Here is a 5,432-nt window from a genome sequence, read left to right on the forward strand (position 1 = left end):
ACGCTCAATGAATTGAGCACCTGGCTCCAGTCACCGCTGGCGTTGCTTTGAGGCTCACCCAGTGGCGTTGCGTCATCGAGGAGGCGGACCTTCTGATTGGGGCTGGCCTTGCCGGTGACGGTGACGCTGCGATCAAAGGTGATGCCGCCAGGGGCAACGGTGCCTTTGGAGTCGGTGACATTGGCGATGGTCGGGGTAACCGCTTGGGCAACAGTAAAGGAGCGCTCCGCGGACACAGGTTCATTGCCATACAGTGCCTTCGCCGTGAGTCTGTACTCCTTGACGCTCAATGAATTGAGCACCTGGCTCCAGTCACCGCTGGCGTTGCTTTGAGGCTCACCCAGTGGCGTTGCGTCATCTAGGAGGCGGACCTTCTGATTGGGGCTGGCCTTGCCGGTGACGGTGACGCTGCGATAAAAAGTGGTGCCACCCGGGGCAACGCTGCCTTTGACGTCGGTGACGTCGGCGATCACCGGGGTATCGGCCTCGGCCACGGTAAAGTCGCGCGCTTCGGACACAGGTCCATCGCCATACAGTGCCTTCGCCGTGAGGCTGTAGGCCTTGACGGTCAATGAATTGAGCACATGGCTCCAGTCACCGCTGGCGTTGGCCTGAGCTTCACCCAGCGACGTCGCGCCATCGAGGAGCCGGACCCATTGATTGGGGCTGGCCTTGCCGGTGACGGTGACGCTGCGATCAAAGGTGATGCCGCCAGGGGCAACGCTGCCTTTGGAGTCGGTGACATTGGCGATGGTAGGGGTAATGGCCTCGGCCACTCTAAACTCGCGCGTTTCGGACACCGGTCCATCGCCATACAGTGCCTTCGCCGTGAGCCTGTAGGTCTTGACGGTCAAAGCGTTGGCTGGATGGCTCCAGTCACCGCTGGCGTCGGCCTGAGCTTCACCCAGCGACGTCGCGCCATCGAGGAGCCGGATCCATTGATTGGGGCTGGCCTTGCCGGAGACGGTGACGTTGCGATCAAAGGTGATGTCGCCCGGGGGGATGGCGATCCCTTTGGAGTCCGTGACATCGGTGATGCTTGGGGTAATGGTCTGGACCACTGTAAAAGCCCGAAGCAGGCTGTCCACAGGGTCGGCGCCATATTGGGCTCGCGCGACGATGTGGTAGTTCTTTACCTCAAGGCCAGTCAGCAGCTTTTCCCAAATGCCATCGGCACCGACGTTGGCTAACCCCTGTGAGCTGGAACCGTCAAACAACTCAACGCGTTCACCACGGGTCGCCGTGCCTTTAACGGTCACTTCCTTATCGAACGTGATTCCACCCTCCGCAACCGGGCCTGTGGAGTCAATCACATCAGTGATCTCTGGTGTCAGGTAGTCGTACCGGATTCTGACGGTCAGTTCCATCAGCGGAAACTCGATGGCCGTATTTTCTTGTGAATCACCATCGAAGGTCACCTTGCAGATCACGGTGGCCGGTGAAGCATGGCCCAGTTTCAGCAGTTCGGATCTGAGGAGGGTTTCATTGAGGCCGTTGACCAGTTGTGTCGACGTGACCTCCGTGCCGTCGAGCAGTGTGATCGTGTAAGGCGCTCCGGAAACGCTCTTGCCTTGCAGCCTGAGCCAGGCGCGCTGCTTGAGCGCGATAAATGGCCATTTATCGACAGTGACTCGGGCGTCGCCGGCAAAGGTCATCAGGTCAAGAATTCGGTTGACCGCTTGTGGAACGTTCGGCCGTGGCAGCTCGTCCTCGGGATTTTGAAAAGTCAGGACGCGCAAAGCCAGTGTCTGTGACGGTGACGCGAAACCATACCGTTTGACGTCATAACCGACGCTCACCATTTTGTTGATGTTGGCACCGACAAACGAGGAAGCCAGATGAAACCGCACTTTTTTACTTTCGTGCCCGGGAAGTTCGAGATCTTCGGAGGTACCTGCTCCCGGTACGCCGAGCCACTTCAAGGTGATGACGTCCAGTTTCGGGTCCATGCTGTCATAGCCGGCGTCGATATCGACGCCGACAAGGGCATGCATGGGATCGAGGCTGATATTGGGGGCTTCACCTTCAGCCTGAATGACTTCGGGCGGGAGTAATTCGCCCACCAGGTAGCCAATCATCAGGTTCAGGGTGTTGGAGTAGCTGTACAAGCCGGTGCTGGCGTGTTTGAGGGTGTACCTGACCTTGACGTACTGCCCGATGTTGGTCGAGACAAACCGGGCATCGACCCGAAAATTCACCGGTTGTCCGGCGATGACGCTGGTGATCGGCAGCCAGTCGCTGGTGCTGGCGCCCGAGCTGATACCGGTCCAGTAATACGTCAGAATGTCATCTTTGACCGTCCCAAGGTATTCGATCAGCACCTTGGCGTGATCGAAGATTTTCGACGGATCCAGCACATCGTCTTCGGCCCCCTCCACCTTCGGCGCCGGCAGTGTGGCGCGAATGGCCTTGACCTCAACCAGCAGGTGCTCGGACTCGCTGACCCCATGAATGGCCACTTCATCGTTGGACACTACGTAAGACAAATCAAGCCTGCCGTCAGCCAGCACGGCGATGTGTTCACCCAGCACGTAAATCGTGATTTTCTTACGCTCGGCGTCCCCCTGGCTGACGGTGTACTCCTGGCCATGGACATAGGGCTGGCCATTGGATCGGGTGCCGAGCCATCTCAGGTTGATGAAGTCACCGTTGGTCATCCCAGGGTAAGTGATGTCGACGGTGGCCATGCCGTTGTCGGGTTCGAGGAGGTTGCCGACTATTTCCCGGATCCTCGGTGCCGGATGCGCATACACATCACCGATCACGCTGGCGAAGGCGCGTTTGGAGGAGAGCGGTGGACCGCCATTGAGTTTGGTCAGGACGTAGGAGGCGTCGGCCGAGCCCATGGCGATGGCGCGGACGTCAGCGTAAGGCACCTTGAACTCCTTGACACTCGGGATGTTGTCCACAATCCAGGTGTCGGTGTAAGTCAGCGGATTGCCGGTTTGCGGCGTGCCAACCCAGGTCATCGTGACTGTATCGCCCACGTCGAAATCAGTGCCCAGGACCAGGACTTGTACTGTCACGTCTTGCTGGTTCAGTTGCTTGAGGTCGATCACGCCGTTGACCGACTCCTTGATGATCGGCGCATCCAGGCGCCAGGCGCCTGCCTCCACACGTACATAGGTGGATTGCGACCATTGTTCGGAGTAGTTCCAGACTTCGTCGTGGACCTCGTATTGCACCAACAGCGCTGCGCTGTCGCCACCCGCCAGAATGTCGGCCTGCGTGGCGGTGATCACGATAGGGTCGGAACCATCAGCTTGTGCCACCGTGACAACGTGAGGTGCCAGATAAGCGCTGCCCCATTTCACCTGGATCACATCGCGCACGGCGATGTTCGGGTACACGCCGATGGTCATGGGCACCCCCTTTGCCGCCCACTCGGCATCCACGCCATTGCGGATGACATCCTCCGGCAGTTGCGCAATATGCAATTCGGAATGGCCCGGTAGATGAGGGTCTTTGTCGCGCCCGGCCGGCCGATCCAGTTTCACCAGCAACCGCAATGGCACGGCCGGGTCATCGGGTTCGGTTTCACCCTGGCGGGTCAGCACGTAATAGACCTCCTCGACCCAGCCGGAAACAATGGACCCGGCAGGCAGGAAAAAAAACACGGTCTTGTCGGTTTCATCTGGTTCGACAACCCGGGTAAGGAGTTTCTCGGTACCCCAGTAGATATCCAGCGTATCGCCGGCAAGCATTGGAAAGCTGTAAGCATTGATGGCACACAACATCCCCTCGGGGCTATCGTAGACGGCCTGGATGTTGATGCCACCGTCACCGTCAGCGACCGGATGCGTCATGCCGGCAACCAGCAAGGGGCGCAGAGCAAGAGGGGAAATGGCGGTGGGGAAAAGCGGAAACAGAAACGAACGGAAATGCGACATGGAAAAAGCCCTCGTCGATGTGATGCTATTCAGACACGAATAGGTCGCTCGATTGGGCCTCAGGCCGGGAGGGTTGGCTACTGTCAGAAATAACAGGTGAGGGTGGGTTTTCGATGAATGGCAGCGAGTCGCTGAAGGCACAACAATGGGCTGCCACGTTTCCTCCCCCCGCTTATCGCAGGGGGGAGGTGGCGTGCTCTACAACTTACAGGGCGAGGATCTCGATATCATCAATTTGATAGTCGTTACCGAGGCCCGTTGCGACATGACTATAGACATCAACCATCATTTGCATACTGGTGGCAGTGAAGGTGCCTTGCATGGTTTGCCAGTTGTCCACCAGCGAAAAAGTGGTCGGGCCTGCAACGTTCAGGGCGGCAGCTCTGATCGATAATCTTGGCGACTCGTATTGGCCATCGAACCGAGTGACATTGACGGAAAAACGATACCGGCGCCCTGGCTCCAAGTTGTTCAGGGTCTTTTGAATGTAGACGCCAAGGGAGTTGTTAGTATAAGTGCGGTTTTGGAGTAGCCAATTACCATTTGCTTGTTGGATTATGTTCAGATCGCGAGGATCCATTCCTGGCCCGAGAGTCCAGCCATTCAAGTTCCGGTCAGTAAAACTGGTTTGGTCGCGCACGAGCGGTGTAACACGGGTCAAGGTGCGTGGTGGCGTTGAAACCAGGCCACTGCCATACAGCGCCTTGGCAGTGAAACTGTGTTCGGCAACCGCCAGGACGGTGACGGTCAGCGTCCAGATTCCGGTATTCGGGTCAGCCGTGGCCTCGCCTTTGGAAGTGGTCTCGTCCAGGATCTGCACCTTCTGGCCCTTGCTCGCCCCCCCGGTGAGCTTGATGGTGGGGTCGAACGTGAAGCCGGCTGGCGGGATTTCAACGCCCTTGGAGTCTTCGGCTTTGGTGATGGTCGGCGTCACCACCTCGAAGGCCTTGATCGTGTAAGTGCGTACGGGAAAAACCACAGCCTCGCTCTCATTGGTGCTTTTGCCGAACGCAGCTTTAAACTCCAGGCTCAGAGAACTGGCATCTTTCAGGTTTCTCAAGCCTGCAAGTGCGATGGTTCGTTCGTAATAACCTTGATTGATCCACTGTGCGCCGACAAGTGAGCCTGGTGCTGTATGGATGACTACGTCGTAAGGGCTGTTATCAGCATTAGTGCCTTTCAGGCGCAGCCATACATATTGGCCTATGGCAATCAATGGCCAGACGCCCATGCGATAGGTGGCATTGGTGGTCAGATTGCCTACATTGAACTCCGGACCCTCGCCGTTATTGTCGGCATCCTTGATCACCGGCAGAATCAAGCTTGAGTCCGGCAGGGTGGCGACATTCAACAACAACGGCAGCGACGTACGCGATTTACCATCGCGGGTCATGGTAAACGTCACGCTCACCGTTTTGCCCAGGTTGAACGCCAGCACCGTGACCGGCAGCGCAATGTTCAGCCCCGTCTCACTGATCGGCCTGGCTTCGGTGGTGTGGGAACCCTCTGCATGGCTGCCGGCCGCCGCGGCCCAGGTCACGC

The 5,432-nt window shown here is 58.0% G+C and carries 1 protein-coding gene and 1 pseudogene; both read right to left on the reverse strand.

Annotated elements, in window-relative coordinates; genetic code table 11:
• A partial coding sequence (locus AC07W4_RS12800) for an Ig-like domain repeat protein (RefSeq protein WP_495032656.1) occupies positions 1-3,890 on the reverse strand: 3,890 nt, incomplete at its 3' end.
• 205 nt (positions 3,891-4,095) lie between these two features.
• A pseudogene (locus tag AC07W4_RS12805) lies at positions 4,096-5,432 on the reverse strand (hypothetical protein); the annotation flags it as partial.

The organism is Pseudomonas sp. GW821-FHT02A08 (assembly GCF_059422045.1).